The sequence below is a fragment of the Aeromonas sp. S2(2024) genome (assembly GCF_041402505.1).
GTDB lineage: Bacteria > Pseudomonadota > Gammaproteobacteria > Enterobacterales > Aeromonadaceae > Aeromonas > Aeromonas media.
Genome location: NZ_JBGLRL010000036.1, coordinates 1 through 20373 on the forward strand (window position 1 = coordinate 1; position 20373 = coordinate 20373).

The 20373-nt window shown below is 59.7% G+C and carries 15 protein-coding genes and 1 tRNA gene; 9 read left to right on the forward strand and 7 right to left on the reverse strand.

The features are described 5' to 3' along the window. Positions 1 to 75 precede the first annotated feature (75 nt). Positions 76 to 1161, reverse strand: coding sequence for a dTDP-glucose 4,6-dehydratase (rfbB, locus tag ACB039_RS20335; RefSeq protein ID WP_371166319.1), 1086 nt, complete (start codon positions 1159 to 1161; stop codon positions 76 to 78). 987 nt (positions 1162 to 2148) lie between these two features. Here rfbB and ACB039_RS20340 point away from each other — a divergent pair. Then, positions 2149 to 2823, forward strand: coding sequence for a response regulator transcription factor (locus ACB039_RS20340; RefSeq protein ID WP_218409255.1), 675 nt, complete (start codon positions 2149 to 2151; stop codon positions 2821 to 2823). Then, the gene (locus ACB039_RS20345) at positions 2823 to 4205 is read left to right on the forward strand and encodes an ATP-binding protein (RefSeq protein WP_218409256.1); all 1383 of its coding nucleotides are present in this window, start codon (positions 2823 to 2825) and stop codon (positions 4203 to 4205) included. The genes ACB039_RS20340 and ACB039_RS20345 overlap by 1 nt, the downstream gene beginning before the upstream one ends. A 359-nt stretch (positions 4206 to 4564) precedes the next feature. On the opposite strand, the gene glk is transcribed toward ACB039_RS20345, so the two are convergent. Further along, on the reverse strand, positions 4565 to 5533 hold the full coding sequence (gene glk / locus ACB039_RS20350) for a glucokinase (protein WP_218409257.1): 969 nt from the start codon (positions 5531 to 5533) through the stop codon (positions 4565 to 4567). A gap of 345 nt (positions 5534 to 5878) precedes the next feature. Between glk and ACB039_RS20355 the strand changes: the two genes are divergently transcribed. Together ACB039_RS20355 and pyk are read left to right on the forward strand one after the other, a co-directional pair. Next, positions 5879 to 6736: a MurR/RpiR family transcriptional regulator gene (locus ACB039_RS20355; protein WP_042649694.1), complete on the forward strand. Its 858-nt coding sequence runs from the start codon at positions 5879 to 5881 to the stop codon at positions 6734 to 6736. Between the two features lie 161 nt (positions 6737 to 6897). Then, the gene (gene pyk / locus ACB039_RS20360; protein ID WP_042649695.1) at positions 6898 to 8337 is read left to right on the forward strand and encodes a pyruvate kinase; all 1440 of its coding nucleotides are present in this window, start codon (positions 6898 to 6900) and stop codon (positions 8335 to 8337) included. 66 nt (positions 8338 to 8403) lie between these two features. Here pyk and ACB039_RS20365 read toward each other — a convergent pair whose 3' ends face one another. The 4 genes from ACB039_RS20365 to ACB039_RS20380 all read right to left on the reverse strand — a co-directional run bounded on the left by ACB039_RS20365 (position 8404) and on the right by ACB039_RS20380 (position 15705). Beyond that, positions 8404 to 9438: an efflux RND transporter periplasmic adaptor subunit gene (locus tag ACB039_RS20365; protein WP_371166320.1), complete on the reverse strand. Its 1035-nt coding sequence runs from the start codon at positions 9436 to 9438 to the stop codon at positions 8404 to 8406. A 15-nt stretch (positions 9439 to 9453) separates the two neighbouring features. Further along, positions 9454 to 12516 (reverse strand): efflux RND transporter permease subunit, encoded by a 3063-nt coding sequence (locus ACB039_RS20370; RefSeq protein ID WP_371166321.1) that lies wholly within the window; start codon positions 12514 to 12516, stop codon positions 9454 to 9456. A 163-nt stretch (positions 12517 to 12679) separates the two neighbouring features. Continuing rightward, a complete protein-coding gene (locus tag ACB039_RS20375; RefSeq protein ID WP_371166322.1) occupies positions 12680 to 15004 on the reverse strand; it encodes an acyl-CoA dehydrogenase in 2325 nt (774 codons plus the stop codon). A 47-nt stretch (positions 15005 to 15051) separates the two neighbouring features. Beyond that, a complete protein-coding gene (locus tag ACB039_RS20380; RefSeq protein WP_025327582.1) occupies positions 15052 to 15705 on the reverse strand; it encodes a TetR/AcrR family transcriptional regulator in 654 nt (217 codons plus the stop codon). Between the two features lie 463 nt (positions 15706 to 16168). Between ACB039_RS20380 and ACB039_RS20385 the strand changes: the two genes are divergently transcribed. The 3 genes from ACB039_RS20385 (at position 16169) to ACB039_RS20395 (ending at position 17519) form a co-directional block, all read left to right on the forward strand. Further along, positions 16169 to 16909: a phosphatase gene (locus ACB039_RS20385; RefSeq protein WP_182788369.1), complete on the forward strand. Its 741-nt coding sequence runs from the start codon at positions 16169 to 16171 to the stop codon at positions 16907 to 16909. A gap of 86 nt (positions 16910 to 16995) precedes the next feature. Next, positions 16996 to 17071: transfer RNA gene (locus ACB039_RS20390), tRNA-Thr, on the forward strand. Positions 17072 to 17186: 115 nt separating this feature from the next. After that, a complete protein-coding gene (locus ACB039_RS20395) occupies positions 17187 to 17519 on the forward strand; it encodes a hypothetical protein (RefSeq protein WP_371166323.1) in 333 nt (110 codons plus the stop codon). 92 nt (positions 17520 to 17611) lie between these two features. Here the strand turns inward: ACB039_RS20395 and ACB039_RS20400 are convergent, their stop codons facing one another. Further along, complete coding sequence (locus ACB039_RS20400) at positions 17612 to 18550, reverse strand: NYN domain-containing protein (protein ID WP_371166324.1); 939 nt, start codon at positions 18548 to 18550, stop codon at positions 17612 to 17614. A gap of 331 nt (positions 18551 to 18881) precedes the next feature. Here ACB039_RS20400 and ACB039_RS20405 point away from each other — a divergent pair, with 331 nt between their 5' ends. Both ACB039_RS20405 and ACB039_RS20410 read left to right on the forward strand, forming a co-directional pair. Continuing rightward, a complete protein-coding gene (locus ACB039_RS20405) occupies positions 18882 to 20090 on the forward strand; it encodes a tape measure protein (protein ID WP_371166325.1) in 1209 nt (402 codons plus the stop codon). Then, positions 20044 to 20205, forward strand: coding sequence for a hypothetical protein (locus ACB039_RS20410; protein WP_371166326.1), 162 nt, complete (start codon positions 20044 to 20046; stop codon positions 20203 to 20205). Before ACB039_RS20405 ends, ACB039_RS20410 begins: the two co-directional genes overlap by 47 nt. Positions 20206 to 20373: the final 168 nt, after the last annotated feature.

The following is a 20373-nucleotide window of genomic DNA, read 5'->3' on the forward strand; positions in this document are numbered from 1 at the left end:
CTCGGCCCAACGGAGCGAGTGAGCGCTGCAACTCCCAGCCTACCTGGCCATTCTTGCCAAACAACAGGATATGCATCAGGCACGCTCCCCGTAGTTTTGCTCGATCCAGGATTGATAGGCCCCGCTCTTGACGTTACCGACCCACTGCTGATTTTCCAGGTACCACAGCACGGTTTTGCGAATACCGGATTCGAAAGTCTCTTGTGGTTGCCAATCCAGCTCGGCGCTCATCTTGCTGGCATCGATGGCATAACGACGGTCGTGACCGGGGCGGTCGGCCACATAAGTGATTTGATCACGATAAGATCCTGCTTTCGGCACCATCTCATCGAGCAGATCGCAGATGGTGTGTACCACCTCCAGGTTCTGCTTCTCGTTGTGACCACCGATGTTGTAGGTCTCACCCATCACCCCCGTGGTGACTACGGTATAGAGTGCACGGGCATGGTCTTCCACATAGAGCCAGTCACGGATCTGGTCGCCCTTGCCATAAACCGGCAGCGGCTTGCCATCCAGTGCGTTGAGGATCACCAACGGGATCAGCTTTTCGGGGAAGTGATAGGGACCGTAGTTGTTGGAGCAGTTGGTGACCACGGTCGGCAAGCCGTAGGTACGGCGCCAGGCGCGCACCAGATGGTCGCTCGATGCCTTGGAGGCTGAATAGGGGCTGCTGGGGGCATAAGGGGTCGTTTCGGTGAAGAGCGGCAACGCCTCACCGGGAGCAACTTCATCGGGATGGGGCAGGTCGCCATATACCTCGTCGGTGGAGATATGATGGAAGCGGAAGGCCGCCTTGCGCGTCTCGTCCAGCACGCTCCAGTAAGCGCGGGCGGCTTCCAGCAACATATAGGTGCCGACGATATTGGTTTCGATGAAATCGGCAGGGCCGGTGATGGAGCGATCGACGTGGCTCTCTGCCGCCAGGTGCATCACTGCATCGGGTTGGTGGGCGGCAAAGACGCGATCCAGCTCGGTGCGGTTGCAGATATCTACCTGCTCGAACACATAGCGATCGCTGCTTGAGACCTCAGCCAAGGACTCCAGATTACCTGCGTAGGTCAGCTTGTCGAGGTTGACCACTGAGTCTTGGGTATGCTGGATGATATGGCGAACAACCGCAGAACCGATAAAACCGGCACCACCAGTCACAAGGATTTTCATTGAGAGATTCCTGATTTCAATGTAACGAAATGAAAAGGCGAGATTTTTATTTTTCTCTAGCATCGCTTCATTTTTTACTTTGCACATAAAAACGCGTAGCTATGGTGCTAATTGGCCGTAACCTTATGCAGGTATATTATATAAAGCGGGCTAAGTTCGATTAATCTTGCGGCAAGAGTAGTGAAGATAACTCACTCAAAATAATTCTCATTGCAAAACCGTCCGGAAGAAAGCGCTCAAACTGCGCAAAAAATAATATTGATACTGACAAAGAATACGCTACCGCCCTTGAGTTACAGCTCCCAATACGCTGCTTTTAACCTGATTGTGCGCGCTGTTGGTCATTACACCCTCCAGCTTCTTGTTTTGGTTGATGTTTGACAATGACGTCACATCATACTGCTCACTAGGTATTCTTGGCGCCTGCACTGCTCACATCTTGGGCCATAAAGAGCACAAAACCCGATTTTGGGTCAGATTCTATCTCGTTTAACCAGGGCATGAACAGTCAAAACATCGCTGGTCACTTGCCGCAAAAGGGCCTCATTGAATCCAAGTTGGTGTTGTTAGTTCTCACCTATATGAGCTTAATTCCAACGAGGAAAGGCATAATGTTGCCTGACGCTGGTTATTATAGAGGAAAAAAGTCACTTTTTTTCAAATCCTTACAAACAATATGAGTGAACGCAGCATAAGAACCAAGACGGTGTTGCCAGGCATGCTTGCGACAATGTAAATCACCTAAAAATGAGGGTTTTTCGATCTCACCCTGTGCGATAGGAACGGTCGCAATTCATGGTACTAAGGCGCAGTGTGAGACCCTCTCTGCCGATAGCCTGAATGGATCGGCCTGGTCACGGTGGCGATAGCATAGCAAAGACAGGCACGATTCAGTCCCGATACAGGGGGGTTATGTAGGATCCTCGTTGACTCTCCCCTTTAGACACCCTCTAATTGACAGCCTGGACCCTTATCATCATGCATCTTATGAAAATCCTACTGGTCGAAGACGACAAGCTGCTCAATCATCACCTCACCACGCTGTTGACCGAGGCCCAGAATCAAGTCCACAGCACGGACAGTGCCCAAGTGGCGCTGCACTATGCGGCCGACTATCCCATCGACGTGGCCATCATCGACCTCGGCCTGCCGGACATGGACGGCCTGCAGCTCATCAGCCGGCTGCGCGAGCAGCAGATCCCCTTCCCCATCATAGTCCTGACGGCCCGGGGCAACTGGCAAGACAAGGTAGAGGGTCTGGAGGCCGGCGCCGACGACTATCTGGTCAAGCCCTTCCAGAAAGACGAGCTGCTTGCCCGCCTCAATGCCCTGGTGCGCCGCAGCGCCGGTTTCATCTCCCCCAGAGTGAAGGCGGGTGACTACGAACTGGATCTCTCCCGCAAGGAGCTGACCGTCGCTGGTGAGGTCACCGTGCTCACCAGCTTCGAGTATCTGATCCTGGAATACCTGATGCGCAACGCCCGCCAGGTGGTTTCCAAGCAGCAACTGCTGGATCAACTCTATGGCGATGGTGAAGGGGATCCGAACACCATAGAGGTCATGGTGAGCCGACTGCGCAAGAAACTGGATCCGGAAGGGGTCATCGCCCCCATCTCCACCATCCGCCGACAGGGTTACATCTTCAACCTCTCCTGCAGCTGATGCCTCTTTTCATGCTGCGCCCCATGCAACTGATCCGCCGCTCGCTTCATCTCAAGCTGATGATGAGCGCCATGCTGGTCATCGCACTCATCATGACCTTCTCCGTCTATATCCTCTATCTTGGTCACGCCGAGGAGCAGGCTCAGAAGGCCAGCGCACGCATGCAGGAGAATCTCTCCAAACTCTTCTCCTCCAAGCAACCCGATCCCCACGCCATCACGGATCTCGGCAACATCACCCCGGATGCCATCGACCCCAATCTCGATACCCTGATCTGCCGCTCCGACGGGGAGCTGAGCTGGTCCAGCCTGCACATGCCGGAGGTGATCACCATCAAGGGGACCATCTGCCGGGATCTGATGAAATACCTGGGTGGCCTGGATCAGGACTACTTCTTCAAGCTCCACACCATCAAGAACGGCGAGAGCTACTTCATCTACAGCCTGCGCTTCTTGCGCAACCATGGCAGTGGCCCCACCACCTACTACGTGGTGATGGTCGATTCCGCCAAGCGTTACCAGGCCCAGACCAGAGAGTATCTCTACCGCTGCATTCGTCAGGCGCTGCTCTCCTACTGCCTGCTGGGAGCCCTGTTGCTGCTCACCAGCTTCTGGAGTCTCTCCTCCCTGCGCACCATGGCGCGGCAGATTGACGAGATCCGCGCCGGCTCCCGGGAGTCGCTTTCCAACGACTACGAGCGGGAACTGACGCCGCTGACCGAATCGGTCAACCAGCTGCTGGAAAACGAGCGCCAGCAGACCCAGCGTTACCAGCACGCTCTCAATGATCTGGCCCACAGCCTGAAAACCCGGCTGGCGCTCATCCAGATCACCGCCCAGGAGCTCAAGCTCGGCCACGATATCCATGACAACATCAATGAACAGATCACCACCATGGATCAGATTATCCAGTACCAGCTGCGCCGTGCCGTCACGGGGCGAAAGCGCCTTGCCAGCAAGGGCACCGAGCCGGTGCCCCTCATCGAGAAGCTGCTGGCCAGCCTCACCAAGGTCTACCGCCACAAGAAGCTGCAAACCGGCTTCCAGTTTGATGACGACGTCTTCTTCCACGGTGAACAGGGCGATCTGATGGAGCTGATGGGCAACTTGCTCGACAACGCCTGCAAGTTCGCCATCAGCGAGATCCAGGTGCGGGTCAACCGCCAGGGCGGCGGCCTGCTCATCGTGGTGGAAGACGACGGCCCCGGCATCGACCCCGGCAAATCGCAGCAGATCTTCCAGCGCGGTGTGCGGGCGGACAGCTCCCCCGGTCAGGGGATAGGGCTCGCGGTGGTGACCGAAATCGTGCACAGCTACGGCGGCAAGATCCGGGTGGATGAATCCCCGCTCGGCGGCGCCAGGTTCCATATCACCCTCCCCTGAGACCGTGATGCGGGCCCATGCCATGGGCTCCTTCATCCGCCACTATTCCCATATCGGCTTGTCGTGCCAGGCTCGACACCTTCCAGGTTCCGCCATCACGGTCAGACCACGTCATGGGGTTTACACCGCCTGTATACAACGGGGATGCATGGATCCCCGTCCGGGGTGCGGCCATAAAAAAACCGGCCGCAAGGGCCGGTGAAACAGTTCAGGCTTGTCAGGTGACAATCGCACCCAGCGGATGAAGACCGGTTCCAATTCCTTATGAAGCCCTGCCCTCTTGAGTACGTGAGTTCACTCTACGCCATGGTCACTGAATTGGGACTGAACCACGAGGAAATCGTTTCCTTGCCCGTTTTTTAGAGCCGGATCCCGAGGGATTGGCGCAGGTAGGCACCGGCCCCCAGCAGACCCGGCCCCTCATGAGTGATGAGGAACACGGGGATATCTTTCAGGTAAGGCTTGAAGCGCCCCTTGTCTTCGAAGGCGACTCGAAAACCGGAGCCGAGGAAGAACTCCTGGAAGCGCGGAACTATGCCGCCAGCGATATAAACGCCACCGAAAGTACCCAGGTTGAGCGCCAGATTGCCGGCGAAGCGGCCCATCAGCACACAGAACAGGCTCAGGGTACGGCGACAATCCAGGCAGTCCCCTGCCAGCGCCCGCTCGGTGATGTCTTTCGGGGCAAATGCCTCGGGCTCACGGCCATCGGACTTCACCAGGCCGCGATAGAGATTGACCAGCCCAGGGCCCGAGAGAAAACGCTCGGCCGACACATGACCCAGCTCGCCACGCATCACCTGCAACACCGCATCTTCCTCTTCGGTGTTGGCGGCAAAGTCCACGTGGCCGCCCTCGCCCGGCAGACTGAGCCACTGCTCACCGGCCTGCACCAGATGGGCTACCCCCAGGCCGGTGCCTGCGCCATAAATGGCGATGGGTTTGCCGGCCACGGGCGCCGCGCCCCCCAGCTGGATGCGGTCAGCCTCCTTCAGCACGGGGACGGCCATGGAGACGGCGGTAAAGTCGTTGATCACCTGCAAGCGATCCAGCCCTAGATTGCTCTGCATCTCGCGGATGGAGAACTCCCAGCTGTGGTTGGTCATGGCGACCCAGTCGCCGTTGATAGGGCAGGCGATGGCGATGCAGGCCTCGCCCACCTTGACGCCATGCTCCTCCAGATAGAGACGCACCACGGCTTCCAGGCTGGGGTAAGCCAGCCCTGAATAAGTTTTTGCCTGGGAAATGGCGCCGGTCGCCAGCTCACAGAGGGCCAGCCGGGCATTGGTACCGCCTACGTCGCCCACCAGCGCATGGGTATGCTGCATAACAAACTCCTTCGTTACCGACTCGGGGCGGCCCTTACCGTCCCGACCTTGTTATTTGGCTGCAATACTACCCGAGCCCCTCCCCTTGCGGCGCGTTGGATGAATGCAACTGTGCGCCCGCTCACAGTGTTGTTGCTTTGCAACATTTGTAAGCGTTTTCAAGGGGTGGATGGAAGTTTGTAACCAAAAACACGAAATAATTAGACGTGAGTCATACTTTATGGGGACGAGATTAGTTCCGATAAGCGCTTGTCTTGTATAGTCATCAAGTAGATTGGAAACCTGCTTGAGCTGTGAATTTAGTGCACAGACACTGAAGTTAAATTACAAAAATGCCTGGTGGTAATGATGAATACCCTCGATAAAATTACGAACAATTTGGAAAGTTTCAGTAAATCAGAGCGTAAGGTGGCTGAAGTGATCCTGGCGTCACCCCAGACCGCCATTCACTCCAGCATTGCCACCCTCGCCAAGCTGGCCGATGTCAGCGAACCGACCGTCAATCGCTTCTGCCGCCGTCTCGATACCAAGGGCTTTCCCGATTTCAAGCTGCACCTGGCCCAGAGCCTGGCCAACGGTACCCCTTATGTGAACCGCCACGTAGAGGCGGAAGACGGGCCAGACACCTATACCGCCAAGATCTTCGAATCCACCATGGCCTGCCTCGATGCGGCCAAGAACAGCCTGGACATCTCCGCCATCAACCGCTGCGTCGACATCCTGACCCAGTCCAAGAAGATCAGCTTCTTCGGCCTGGGCGCCTCTTCCGCCGTGGCCCGCGATGCCCAGAACAAATTCTTCCGCTTCAACATCCCCGTGGTGAGCTTCGAGGACATCGTCATGATGCGCATGAGCTGCATCAACAGCAGTGAAGGGGATGTGGTGGTGCTGATCTCCCACACCGGCCGCACCAAGGCACTGGTAGAGATCGCAGCCCTGGCCCGTGAAAACGATGCCACCGTCATCGGCATGACAGCCAAGGACTCCCCACTGGCCCGCGAGTGCAACCTGGTGCTCTCCATGGACGTGCCGGAAGACACCGACGTCTACATGCCCATGGCTTCCCGCATCGCCCAGCTCGCCCTGGTGGACGTGCTGGCCACCGGCTTCACCCTGCGCCGTGGCATGAAATTTCGCGAAAACCTGAAGAAAGTCAAAGAAGGTTTGCGCGAATCCCGCTTTGATACCCCGCATAATTCCTGAATCATTCGGGGGTCCGCCCCCGACTGTCTAAGCCACCGGGCTTGGTGTAGTATCGTAATTCAATGACACAGGGCCACCCAGATGGCCTGCAAGCAGGCGCCATGCCACACGCTTGACGGGGCAGTATTTCAAGTCATATCAACTTCACATCGGAGTCTTTCATGCCAAGACGAACAAAGATTGTAACCACACTCGGTCCGGCGACCGATCGCGACGGCATCCTCGAGGGGATCATCCGCGCCGGTGCCGACATGGTGCGGATGAACTTCTCTCACGGCACTCCTGAAGATCATATCCAGCGCGCCAACCAGGTGCGTGAAATCGCCGCCAAGCTAGGCCGTCATGTGGCCATCATGGGTGACCTGCAAGGCCCCAAAATCCGCGTTTCCACCTTCAAGGATGGCAAGGTCTACCTCGCCATCGGTGACAAGTTCATTCTCGATGCCGCCCTCGGCAAGGGCGAAGGCTGCCAGGAGCAGGTCGGCATCGACTACAAGAGTCTGCCAAACGACGTGGTGGCCGGCGACATCCTGTTGCTGGACGACGGCCGTGTGCAGCTGAAGGTCGAGCAGGTTGAAGGCACCCGCATCCACACCACGGTCACCGTGGCCGGGCCGCTCTCCAACAACAAGGGGATCAACAAGAAGGGCGGTGGTCTCTCCGCGCCGGCCCTGACCGAGAAGGACAAGGAAGACATCAAGACCGCCGCCCGCATGAACGTGGACTACCTGGCTGTCTCCTTCCCCCGCAGCGGCGATGATCTGCGCTACGCCCGCGAACTGGCCCGAGAAGCCGGCTCAAACGCCAAGATCGTGGCCAAGGTCGAGCGTGCCGAGACCGTTGCCAGCGACGAGGCGATGGAAGACATCATCCTTGGCTCCGACGCCGTCATGGTGGCCCGTGGCGATCTCGGCGTCGAGATCGGCGATCCCGAGCTGGTTGGCGTGCAGAAGAAGCTGATCCGCCACTCCCGTCGCCTGAACCGGGTGGTGATCACCGCGACCCAGATGATGGAGTCCATGATCAACGCCCCGCTGCCGACCCGTGCCGAAGTGATGGACGTAGCCAACGCCGTGCTGGACGGCACCGATGCGGTGATGCTCTCCGCCGAGACCGCCGCCGGCCAGTTCCCCATCGAGACCGTGACCTCCATGGCCAGCGTCTGCGTGGGCGCCGAGAAGCACCCTAGCCTGAACGTCTCCAACCACCGCATGAGCTATACCTTCACCTCGGTGGAAGAGGCCGTCGCCATGTCCACCATGTACGCGGCCAACCACCTGGAAGGGGTCAAGGCGATCGTGGCGCTGACCGAATCCGGCACTACCCCGCTGCTGATGTCCCGCATCAGCTCCGGCCTGCCAATCTTCGCCATGTCTCCCCACAACAAGACCCTGGCCTGGACCAACCTCTACCGTGGCGTGACCCCGGTACTGTTCGACGGCGACGAGAGCAAGCCAGTGTACGAGGTGTGCCGCGAGGCGCTCGACGTGCTCAAGGCCAAGGGCCTGGTCCAGAGCGGCGACATGGTGCTGCTGACCCATGGCGACAAGATGGAAACCGTGGGCAGTACCAACACCTGCAAGGTGATGATGGTCGAGTAATCGCTCGCCTGGACATCGACAAAAACGGCTCCTGCGGGAGCCGTTTTTTATGGCGTCATACCCGGTTCAACCACGAAACAGCTCCACCTTGTCCCCATCCTGCAGGCTGCCTGCCCCGCGCACCACCACCCTGTCCCCCAGCTTGAGCGCCCCGCTCACCGCCACCTGCCGGTTGTCGCCAAACAGCACGGTCACCGGCACCCGGTTCACGGTCAGCGCTTCGCCGCGCTGCTCCACCTGATAGACCACGCTCCCCTCGGTGCCGAGCACCAGGGCATCCCGTGGCAACAGCATGGTCTGCTGCTCCCCCAGCGGCAGCGCCACCCGCACCGGCGAGCCGATGATGAAACTGCCCGGCTCGGGCCTGAGGCGCAGCTCGATGAGCCGCGACTTGGGATCGGCGCTGGCCGCCCGCTGGTAATAGGTGGCGTGGCTGCTGATCTGCTCCCCCTCGACCCGCAACCTGGCCTGATCTTCCAACTGACTGGCCCAGACAATGGGGGCCCGCAGCCGGATATCCGGCTGATCCGGATTGACCAGCTCCAGCGCCTGCTCCCCCGCATCCACGTGCTCCCCTGGCTGGATAAAGTGCTCGTTCACCACACCATCGAAGGGGGCGAAGATGTGGGTCCTCTGCAGTTGCGCCTCGATCTGGCGCACCTGTACCCGTGCCAGTTGCTCGGCCAGTTCAGCCTGCTCCACGTCGTAACGCGCCTTGTCGTACTGACTCCGGGAGGCGCTCTTCTGCTGGTGCAGTCGATCGAGCCGCTGGAACTCGGCACGTGCGTAGCGCAGGTTGCTTGCCTCTCTCGCCTGTTCGGCCCGTGACTGTTCAAGAGAGAGGCGCAGGGTGGCCGCGTCCAGGCGCAGCAGCTCATCCCCCTTGCTGACCCGGCTGCCAAACTCGGCTATCCACTCCACCCGGCCGCTCACCTCGGTGCTAAGCGCCGCCTGCTGGCGACTCGCGACCGTGCCGCTGACCCAGATGCTGGCTCCCGCCTCCCCCTGGGTCACGTCCGCCAGAGTCACCATCTTTGCTTCAACCGGCGCTATGGCCAGCAGGGCCACCGCCACCATCATCCTTGTGAATACAGGTTTCATTGATGAGCTCCTTGCTCAGGCCCGCTGCCGGATGGCATGCGGCGCGTCGAACAGCTCACCCAGCCTCAGGAAGGCAGGCAACAGGATCAGAGTAAACAGGGTGCTGCAACTCATGCCGCCGACGATGACGGTAGCCAGCCCCCGGTAGATTTCACTCCCCTCGCTCGGGCTCAGCATCAGCGGCAACATGCCGAAGATGCTGGTGAGGCTGGTCATGGCGATGGGACGCATCCGGCTTTGCAGGGCATCGGCCACCGCCAGCTGGCGACTCATCCCCTCTCGCTCCGCCGTGCGAGTCTGGTGTACCAGCAGGATGGCGTTGTTGACCACCAACCCCAGCAGGATGACGAAGCCGATGATAGTGAGCAGATCCATCGGCAGCGGCACCAGCAATCCGCTCAGACGCAGCGCCAGCACACCGCCGACGGCGGCAAGGGGCAAGGTCAGCAGCACCAGCACGGCATCCTTGAGGGAGGCAAACACTCCCCACAGCAGGATGAGCAGGATCAGCACCGCAAACAGGAAGATGCTGCCCAGGTTGTCCAGCGCCTGCTGCAGGCTGTCGGCATTGCCGGCGATCTGCAGCTCCCCGCCAGCCGGCAGTATGGGTCTGATGGTGGCAAAACTCTTGCTCTGCAGAGTCTCCAGCACCTGCTCCATGCTCATGCCTTCCGGTGGGGTGATCATGAGCTGGATGCTGCGCCGGCCATCGGCCCGGAAGATGCTTTCCGGCCCGAGAGCAGGCTCCACCCGCAGCAGTTCCCCGAGGGGGACGATGCGCCCGGATGGGGTCGCAAGCGGCACCGCCCTGAGTTCATCCGGATTGGCCGAGCTCTGCCCTATCAGCAGGATGTCCAGCCGGTCTTCCCCATCGAAATACTCGCCGACCCGCAGGCCGTCGCCGAAGGTCTGGATGATGGTGGGCATGGGGGTGCGATCCCAGCCTACCTCGGCCAGCCGCCTGTCTTGCGGCACCAGCCTCAGCTCGGGGGCGGTGAAGTCGAGACCTGGCTCTGGCCTGACCTGGGCCCCCGGCAGGTCCTTTTGCACTATGGCCATGCTCTCGCGGGCCGCCTGATAGAGCTCGGGCAGGGTACCCCCCTGAATAAGCAATGAGATACTGTTCTCGCTGTCGAAGCCGCCAAACAGGGAGCCCTGGCCGCCGAAGACCCGGGTGTCCGGGATATTGATGAGCAGCTTGTCCATCAGCAGGCGCTCGAGCACCTTGATCCGGGTCTCGTCTCTGGGGCGCACCCCGATCTGGGCGCCACCCGGGTAGCGCAAGATGTAATAGTTCTTGAGGGCCGGCTCCTTCTCTCCTTTCATGTAAGGGTCGAGGCGGGCGATCAGGGTATCGATCACCTCCTCCCTCTGGGCTTTGGGGTTGACCCCCGGGGTGAAGCTCATCCAGACGTCGATAGCGTCACGTTTCACGTCCGGCAGGTAGTTCATCTTGGGCAGCAGCAGCCAGCTGGCCAGCACGGGCAGGCTCATCATCAGGATGATGATGGTCCAGCGCCGATGGGGAGTCGCTGTCCAGCGGATCACGTGGCGGGTGGTACGCCGCCAGAGCCCGTCATAGGGGTCGACCAGTCGCTCGCGCCCCATCCAGCGCGCCGCCACAGCCGGCAACACGGTCACCGCCACCATCATGGAGACGGTCACGGCGCAGGCGATGGTCAGCGCAAGATCGGCAAACAACTGCCCTTCCACGTCGTTGAGCAAGAGCACCGGCAAGAAGATGGCCACCGTGGTCAGGGTCGAGGCCACCAGCGCCGTCCACACCCGGCTGGTGCCTTCCAGTGCCGCCTCCGCCTTGCTGACATCCCCCGGCTCGGTGCGGCGATAGATGCTCTCCAGCACCACGATGGCGGCATCCAGCACCATGCCGACCGCGAAGGCGATGCCGGCGAGGGAGATGACGTTGAGGGTGCGCCCCATCACCTTGAGCAGACAGAAGGTGAGCATGATGCTGATGGGGATGGCAATCGCTATCATCAGGGTCGCCTTGAGCTGGCGCAGGAAGACCCAGAGGATGGCGCAGGAGAGCAGCACCCCCAGCCCCAGGTTGGCGGTGACCATGCCCACCGCCCGGTTAATGTAGAGGGAGGCGTCAAACGACTGCTCCATGTGCAGGCCGACCGGCTCCAACACCTCACGGTTGAGCTCCCCGACCTTGGCCTTGATCCCCTCCAGTGCCGCCAGGGCGTTGGCGCCACTCTCCTTGAAGATCTGGGCCGCGATGGCGGTGTTGCCGTTCTGGATGCGCAGTACCGGGTTATCCTCCCGGGCCAATCGCACCTCGGCCACGTCCCGCAGGTAGATGGGCAGGCCGTCGCGCCAGTCCACCACCTTGTCCCCCAGCGTCTCCACATCGTAGCGCCCGGCGAAGCGCAGCTTGTACTCCCAGCGGCCGATGTCGAGGGTGCCGGCGGAGACGTCCCAGTCGGTGCTGGCCCGACTGGCGAGCACCGGGATCTCCACCCCCAGCTCGGCGGCGCGGTAGGGGTCGAAACGCACCTGGATCTGGCGCTCGTTGATCCCCTCTACCTCCACGGTGGAAACCCCGGGGATCCGCTCCAGCTCCGGCTTGACCCGCGCCTCGATCAGCGCCTGATGATCGTCGATCACCCCCTTGGCGCCGGGCAGTTGCTGGATGAAGAAGAAGGTAAGAGTGTCGTTGCTGCTGTAGTTGTTGACGTAGGGGCCGTCGATCCTGTCCGGCAGGCCGGAGACCCGGTTAAGCCGCGAGATGACGTCGAGCTGGGCCCGCTGCATGTCAGTGCCGAGGGCAAACGCCATGTTGATCTCGGTGAAGCCGGGGTAGCTGTTGCTGCCGATGCTTTTCAGCCCCTGCACCCCCTGCATCTCCTGCTCGATGGGGTCGGTTACCTCCGACTCCATCTCCTGGGGCGAGGCGGAGCGCCAGCTCACCGAGATGTTGAGGTGGGGACGGTCTATGTCGGGGAACAGCTGGACTGGCAGTCCCCGGATGCTGAGCAGGCCCAGCACGAAAATAAGCACGACCGAGACCGCCACCCAGATGGGGCGTTCGATCGCCGTTTTGGCGAGGTTCATTCACTCTTCCTGAGTTGTTGTTATCGGCCATTCCGCTGGCCTTGCTTCCTGCCCCAAGGGTGGGGGCCATTGCATTAAACTGGAATTAATCGGCCTTGTAAATGCCTGGTTAAACAACAAAAAAACCGGCCACATGGGCCGGTTCTGCAATCGAGCATCAGACTCAGGCGGCGTGCACCGCCGGGGCCGGTTGAGACAGCCCTTCCAGCTCGCCCGGGGCGAAGTTGTCCACCTGGATCGCCTCGTAGCGCAGGGCATCGGCGGCCAGCAGCTTGTCCGCCTCCTCCTTGCCGAGGATGGACTGGGACAGGGCCGCGGCCACCAGCTCCGGCAGCGCCATCTTGCGGGGCAGCTTGCCCTCTTTCTGGGCCTGCACCAGCTTCTTCTCGATGGGCTGCACCGCCACCATGGCCAGGAAGGCACGATCCATCAGACCAACAGGGTCAGCGTCATCCTTGCCCACGTAGCAGAGCGCGGTCAGACGATCGCGGAACTCGCCCGGGGTCATCATGGCCAGACAGATGGCGTGGCAGCGATCGTCCGCCGGCATCTTGTAGCCCACACCAAACGGGAACACCACACGCTTGAGCACGGCACCGACCACCTTGTTCGGGAAGTTCTGGAAGAAGCCCTCGAACGCCTTGCCGATGAGGTAAAGATTGCGCTCCACCGCGTACTGCACGAACGGCAGATCCGAGACCATGCGACCCTGATCCTCGTAGTGCTTGAGGGTCGCGGAGGCCAGATAGAGGTGGCTCAGCACGTCACCCAGACGGGCGGAGATCATCTCCTTGCGCTTGAGATCCCCACCCAGCATCAACATGGACACGTCGGCACACAAGGCCAGCCCTTTACTCATGCGCGACAGCTGCTTGTAGTAGCGGGCGATTTCGCCTCCCACGGGAGCATTGTTGAACTGCCCCAGGGTCAGCCCCTGGAACAGGGCACCGAAGAAGTTGCCGGTGCCGAACGCGATGTGCTTCATCAGCAGGGCGTCAAACTTCTCGAGGCCACGTTCCACGTCGGTGTCGGCGGCGGCTTCCAGCTCGGCAAACACGTAGGGATGGCAGCGAGTGGCACCCTGCCCGAAGATCATCAGGTTGCGAGTCAGGATGTTGGCACCCTCCACCGTGATGGCGACCGGAATGCCCATGTAGGCGTAGCCAGTGTAGTTTTTCGGGCCGAGCTGGATGGCACGACCGGCATGGATGTCCATGGAGTCATCCATGATCTGGCGCGCCATTTCGGTCATGTGGTACTTGGAAATCGCGGTGACGATGGCGGGCGCCTGACCGAGATCCAAGGAACCTGCCGTCATGCGACGTGCCCCTTCCAGTTGGTAGGTGAGACCACCGATGCGGGCCAGCGCCTCCTGCACCCCTTCAAACTTGCCGATGGACATGCCAAATTGCTTGCGCACATAGGAGTAGGCGCCCACGGTGCGGCTCGCCATGTGGCCACAGGCGGTACCCAGGGCAGGCAGCGAGATGCCGCGACCGGCGGAGAGGCATTCGACCAGCATGCGCCAGCCGCGACCCGCGTATTCAGGGCCACCGATGATCCAGTCGAGCGGGATGAACACATCCTTGCCGAAGGTTGGGCCGTTCAGGAACGCCAGCCCCATGGGGTAGTGGCGATCGCCGACCCGCACACCCGGGTGGTTGGTCGGGATCAGGGCACAGGTGATGCCGATCTCTTCCTTGTCACCCAGTAACTTGTCCGGATCGTACATCTTGAACGCCAGACCCAGCACGGTGGCGCGAGGCGCCAGGGTGATGTAGCGCTTGTTCCAGTTCAGGCGAAGCCCGAGGACCTCCTCCCCCTTGTACATGCCCTTGCAGACGATCCCCTTGTCCGGAATAGCGCCCGCATCGGAGCCCGCTTCCGGACCGGTCAGGGCAAAGCAGGGAACTTCCTTGCCGTTGGCCAGCCCCGGCAACCAGAAGTCCTTCTGGGCCTGGGTGCCGTAGTGCATCAGCAGTTCACCCGGGCCCAGGGAATTGGGCACCATGACGGTGACCGCCACGCTCAGGCTCTTGGTGGCGATGCGAGTCACTATGGTGGAGTTGGCAATGGCCGAGAACTCGCGGCCGCCGTAGGATTTCGGGATGATCAGGGCGAAGAAGCCTTCCTTCTTCAGGTAGTCCCAGACCGGCTCCGGCAGGTCTTTGGTCTCGTTGACGATCTTGAAGTCGTCCACCATGGCGAGCAGGGTCTCGACCTGATTGTCGATGAAGGCCTGCTCCTCGGCGCTCAGGGTCGCCTTGCCGTAACCATGCAGTTTCTTCCAGTCCGGGTTGCCGCGAAACAGCTCGCCATCCCACCAGACGGAGCCGGCTTCCATGGCCTCCCGCTCGGTGGCCGACAAGGGCGGCAGTATCTTCTTGAAGATGCCGAACACGGGACGGGTTACCACCTTTTTACGGATGGCGGGCACGCCGAGCACTACGGCTATCGCCAGCACCAGCAGGACAAGCAATGTGATCATACCGAAGTTCCTTCTATTTCACTGTTTCCGTTGATTATTGTTAGGTGTTACACGGCCAGGGAGAGCCTGGTCGACTCCACGGGCGCCCCGACACCGGACGCCAGATAAGGAATAACGTTGCGCACCAGCCCTTCCACATCGAGCTGCTGGCCAAAATCGGCCTGGGCGATGTCACGCAGGGCATCGGCGGAAGCCATGGTGAACACGACTGTGCCCAGGGTGAAGTGCAGGCGCCAGAACAGATCCGCCGGCGACAGGGCCGGGTTGGCCTTGGAAATCGCCTGGGTGATCCCGTGCAGGGTCGCCCCGTAGTGGGTGGTGATGAAGCGGCGCAGGTGGCCCTGACTGTCGATGTAACCGCGCCCCAGCAACTGCATGAAGAGCGCCGGGCCGTTGGCCCGCACCGCCACCAGCTTCATCAGGGGATCGACGAAGCTCTCGAACACCTGCAGCAGGGTCAGCTGCTCCTGCACCATCAGGGTCTGCAGGCGCGCATCCAGCGCCGGCATGAAGATACTCAGGTAGCGATCGAGCACCGCCTGGATCAGCTCCTTCTTGGAGCCGAAGTGGTAGTTGACCGAGGCCAGGTTCACATCGGCCTCGCTGGTGATCAGACGCAACGAGGTATCGGCGAATCCCCGCTCGGCAAACAGCACCTCGGCGGCATCGAGAATACGGTTTTTGGTATCGATTTTACTCACTGGACACCTCACTTAAACGAATGTTTAAAAAGTACGTTTCACGCCCAGTCATGTCAAGAGAATGTGAACGGGTGTTGGCGAAATGTTTTCAACCAAAAAAGCGGGAACAAGATGGGAACTTAGCGGCCAGGACGGACTCTATATCTATGCCACTGCAATTAAACATTAAGTCTCGCCCAACTTGCGCCATGCTAGTTGGGCATTTTTTTATCCGGATGGCGGAGAAGAATGCGGACGAAAAAAAACCGTCGCAGGGGCGACGGTGGGGAAAAGTGAGTCGAATCATCCAGTTTCGACTCATCGATGAGAGTTCAGGCTTGCATCGATGGGGCCATGCTCGCAGACAAAGGTGGTCAGACTTTGTCAGTCCTGGCGTAATTTGTGACAAAGTATGGCAAGTCGCCACATGGCCCGAGCCTGCCAATTTTGCTATGCTGGCGCCTCATGCCAGAGGGGAGAGAAGATGAAGTACCAGGTCGATACCCACACGCACACCGTCGCCAGCACCCACGCTTACAGCACCATTCACGATTACCTGCCCATCGCCAAGGCCAAGGGGATCAAGCTCTTTGCCACCACAGATCACGGTCCCGACATGGCCGATGCGCCCCATTTCTGGCATTTCGTCAATCTGCACGTGCTGCCGCGGGTGGTGGACGGGGTCGGCATCCTGCGCGGCATCGAGGCCAACATCAAGAACATCGACGGCGAAATCGACTTCCCCGAGCGCTACGAGTCGCGCCTCGACATGATCATGGCCGGCTTCCATGAGCCCGTGTTTCCTCCCTGCGATCAGGCCACCCATACCCAGGCCATGATCAACGCCATCAAGAGCGGCCGCGTCGACATGATAAGCCACCCGGGCAACCCGGCTTTTCCCATCGACATCCAGGCCGTGGTCAGGGCCGCCGCCGAATACAGGGTGGCGCTGGAGGTCAACAACTCCTCGTTCAGCCACTCCCGTGCAGGCAGCGAAAGCAACTGCCGCGCCATCGTCGAGGCGGCGCGCGATCTGGGTGCCTACCTCACCTTCGGCTCCGATTCCCACGTGGCATTCAGCCTCGGCGACTTTGATCACTGCCACCGGCTGGTGACCGAGGCCGGCTTCCCCGAGGAGCGGATCCTGGCACGCTCCCCCCGCGCCCTGCTCGCGTTTCTAGAGAGCCGTGGCCGCGCCCACATTCCGGAATTCGTCGATCTCTGAGGTGTACCCGTAACTCCATGAGCAGGCTCATAAAAACAGCCCAGTCTCATTGACTTGCCTGCACATTTTCGGGAATCTAGGGACAAGCCGGTGTAGCTCAGTTGGTAGAGCAGCGCATTCGTAATGCGAAGGTCGCAGGTTCGACTCCTGTTTCCGGCACCAGATAAATCAAAGGGTTGGCCTTGTTACGAGGCCAACCCTTTGTGCTTTTTGGTTCCATACCCCTCTTCATACCCCTCCTTTGCTATTTGCTACCCTTCATAACCAAGCAATCAAGGTGAACTATACCCTGGGACTGCTGCGGGCCACCCAGGCGGGCGCCGTGGCCGATGGTGGCCCCGTGACGGTCAGCGCCAGCTATAACGCCGTCACCGGCACCCGTATCGCCGGCAACGTGCAGCCGGAGGTGAAGGCGAGGCTGCTCCTGGACGGGTGCAGCGTGATCGGCGGCGAGCCCATCGTGCTGACGGTGCCCCGCGCCTCGCTGGCGCCCAAGAAGGCGGTGGATTTTCTCAGTGACAAGCCCATCGAGATCGAGCTGGAGGGGGAGCTGCTGGCCCTGGATGGTGAGACCGCGCCCTTCTATGTGGATCGGCCGGAGACGGTGTGACGGGTGGTGAAATGAAAACGGCGGGGAGACCCGCCGTTTAAATCATTCAGTAATTTGACGCCTCACTCATGATGAATTTTAAATAAGGAGTATTACGGGGCAGCAGGACTGGAGATTGCTTGGATAGATGTGCAAAACTCTTGTCGAGCTTGTTCTTTTTCTTCTTGTGTTAATCTGCGGTTTATATTTGTAGCGATAAAAACAATTAGTTTTCTATCTACTACTGATATGACTCTGCCTTCTGCAGTTATAATAGCTGACGGGTCAAATGGTTGTTGCTTTGATGCAATAAATTGAGTGACCAGTGAAGCAATATCTACAGGTTGTGTAGCTGTAGTTAGGGCTGGTTGGGCTGGTTGGGCTGGTTGGGCTGGTTGGGCTGGTTGGGCTGGTTGGCTTGGTTGGGCTGGCGTAGAGGGTGTTGGTGAAGCAACGGTTGTGGTTGATTGTGTTGAAGAGAGAGGGGTTGCCGTTTTCGGAGCATAAGTCAGATATTTAGATAAATCTGCAGCACCTATGCGGATGACACGGTCAGCAACATCTGTAACTTCTGCACTTTGAACATGACGAACGCCAACACTTCGTTCTTCTACGCCGAGAACCGCTACCCGGATACCTCGCCTTTGGGACAGTTCAATTCCAATGGCAAGATCGCCATCACCAGTAACAATCATCGCATCACTAATTGCGTGATTAGTCGCCAATTCAATTAGGTCAATTACTATCTTTGAATCAACACCTTTTTGTTGGCCTTTACCATTAACTGTTCCAGCCCGGAGTTGAACATCATCAACAGCAACAAGAGCCTTGTGATCTGCAGATAAGCCGTTTTTCACCCCATCATACCAATAGACACGTAGCAAGCTTTGATTTTGTAATTCGGATTTGGCTTTGCCCACAAGCATTGTTACCAATCCTGCCGCATCGTTTAGCTGTAAGTCAGCACGAGAGCGACTTTGGTTGTTACTAAGGACTTTTACTGCTTGACTTAATAAATAACCAGCATCTACTAGGACAACTAATCGATCCATTGATTTCATCCATACCAGAAATAAATAAGCCCCCAATTAAGGAGGCATATGTGTTCGGTCTTCCATAAATAAATAATAAGTTGGTAAGAGCAAACACGCTTCAAATGTATGCCAATTTTAAGTTAATGTCAACAGGTTGCGTAGCCTCGACTCGTGTAGCGTGCTCGCACTCTATTGCCTTTGTGTAACCTGCCATAAACCCGATAATTTTACAAGCTCTCCATAATGAGGCAACTCTGAATCTCTCAGGAATGCCCCATGTCCACTTCCACTACCCTGAAACTCGCGCTGGAGCTGGCGGCCAAGGTCACTGGCCGCGCTGGCGGGTGAGGTGCAGGAGCTGGGCCCCGTTTCTGACGAGACAGGCGCCGAGACGCAGCGCCTCGCCATCTCGCTCGAAACGCTGACGCAACAACAGGACTTGATCGCCCAGTTCGAGGCCAGTGGTCGTGCCCTGAGCCAGCTTGAGCAGGCCAGCGTGCTGTCTCGCGACAAGCTGGCGCAGCTGCGGGCCGAGCAGCAGACCAGTGCTGGTCAGGCCCGTGTGCTCACCGACCAGGAACGCTTGTTGGCGGCCGAGGTCAAGCAGCTGGAGCGCCAGCTGGTCGCCCAGGCGGCCAGCCATAGCCGCCTGCACGCCGGGCTCAATCAAGCCGGGCTCGATGCCCGCAACCTTGCCCAGGAACAGCAACGCCTGCAGCGGGAGCTGCGCGAGAGTGCGGCCCAGACCGAGCGGCTGGGGCGTTCCCTGGTGCAGGGATCGCAAGGCGCTGGCGGGTTCCAGGGGACCATCGGTAGCCTGACCGGCCGCCTGGTGGCCATGGCGGGTACCTGGTTCGGGCTGCAGACCTTGACTGCCCAGCTTGTGTCCATGTTCAAGACCGGTGATCAGGCCGAGCGCCTCGACGTGCAGCTCAAGGCGGTGATGGGGTCGATTGCGGGTGGGGCCGAGGCCAGCGCCTGGATCCAGGACTTTGCCAAGAACACCCCGCTGCAGCTCGATGAGGTGACTCAGGTGTTCGTGCGCCTCAAGGCGTTCGGCATCGACCCCATGAATGGCGCCATGCAAGGCATCGTCGATCAGGCCTACAAGCTGGGCGGCGGCTTTGAAGAGGTGCAGGGCATCTCGCTGGCACTCGGCCAGGCGTGGGCCAAGCAGAAGCTGCAGGGGGAGGAGATCCTGCAGCTGATCGAGCGCGGGGTGCCGGTCTGGCAACTGCTGGAGCAGGTCACCGACAAGAACACCGCCGAGCTGCAGAAGCTCTCCGAGGCGGGCAAGCTTGGCCGGGACACCATCGCCGCGCTGATGAACGAGATAGCGGCCCAGTCGTCCGGGGCTGCCGCCAATAACATGGGTCTGCTCTCCGGGCTCATCTCCAATGCCCAGGACAACCTGGCCAAGTTCTACCGCCTGGTGGCCGAGAACGGGGCGCTGAGCTGGCTCAAGAACCAGCTGGCCAGCCTCAACACCGAGTTTGCGGCGATGGCCAACGATGGCCAACGATGGCCGCCTGCAGGCCTGGGCCAAGCGCATCTCTGACGGCATCGTCTCACTCGGTGAAACCCTCAAGTCCTTTATCCAGACCGCCTATGAGTGGCGCGATGCCCTGCAGGTGATGGCCCAGGCCTGGTTTGGCCTGAAAGTCGCGGCCTGATAGCCGATCTGCGCGGTCTCTATGGTCAGTTTATTGCCCTGCCTGCCGCGACCGCCACGGCGTCGGCCGGGGCGGCCATCGGGAGCAGGCTGCAGGAGGCGGCGGTCAAGGAACTGGTGACCGATGAACACGCAATGGTGAAAGGCGATTTATCTTTCTTCTGGGGCA